The sequence below is a fragment of the Psychrobacter sp. TPE 89C genome, from assembly GCF_055522395.1.
The window spans coordinates 1-909 of record NZ_JBVFXW010000105.1; the positions used below are offsets into that span (position 1 = coordinate 1).

A 909-nucleotide genomic window follows, 5' to 3' on the forward strand; every position below is an offset into this window, starting at 1 on the left:
TATAGTCAGTCCAAAATAGAAAAGGTACAATACTTTTAAACCAAGCAAAGTGAAATATAAAAGATGACCTACTCAGCAGATTTTCGAGCACAAGTTATCAAAAACATTAAGCAAAAAGACATGAGCATCCGTCAGGCCTGTACTTTTTACAATATCAGCAAGAGTACACTACAGCGCTGGCTTATAGACCCAAGCATTCAAACGACTAGAGTCAAAACGCCAACTAGCATACCCAATGAAGCCCTTCTAAAAGACGTTAATCAATATCCAGATGACTATTTGTATGAGCGAGCTCGTCGTTTAAACTGTAGTAAATCAGGTATCGGCTATGCTTTAAAAAGATTAAATATTAGCCAAAAAAAAGACCTTAGCACATCCAAAAGCGTGTCCAATAAAAAGAGCGATATATCAGAATAAGCTTGATGGTTTTAAGCAACACGGCTATCCCATTGTCTATATGGATGAGAGTGGCTTTGAAGCTGAAACTATTCGTCCTTATGGCTATGCACCGATAGGTGAACCTTGTATTGATAGCTACAATTGGCAAGCTAAAAAACGTACCAATGTCATCGGTGCTCTGTATGAAAAAATGCTATTTGCACTTGATTACTTTGAGAAAAACATCAATGGAGATGTATTCTATGACTGGTGCAAATACACGCTCATTCCAAGTCTTAAGACCAAATGCGTGATCGTCATGGATAATGCCAGTTTTCACAAACGTGTGAAGAGGCTGCTAAATAGGCACGGTCACATGCTTTTATTTTTACCACCCTATAGTCCTGACTTAAATCCTATTGAAAAAAAATGGGCACAAGCTAAGTTTCTACGCCAAGGTTGGATGGAAAATAATTTACCAAAACTGTTTCATGATATGGGATGTACTTCTTTTATCTTGGATTGACTATA

The 909-nt window shown here is 37.4% G+C and carries 2 protein-coding genes; both read left to right on the forward strand.

The window, feature by feature from the left end; genetic code table 11:
- Positions 1-63: 63 nt before the first annotated feature.
- On the forward strand, positions 64-417 hold the full coding sequence (locus ACZW67_RS14305; RefSeq protein ID WP_465183806.1) for an IS630 transposase-related protein: 354 nt from the start codon (positions 64-66) through the stop codon (positions 415-417).
- Complete coding sequence (locus ACZW67_RS14310) at positions 404-904, forward strand: IS630 family transposase (protein WP_465183807.1); 501 nt, start codon at positions 404-406, stop codon at positions 902-904. Before ACZW67_RS14305 ends, ACZW67_RS14310 begins: the two co-directional genes overlap by 14 nt.
- The last annotated feature ends 5 nt before the right edge of the window (positions 905-909 follow it).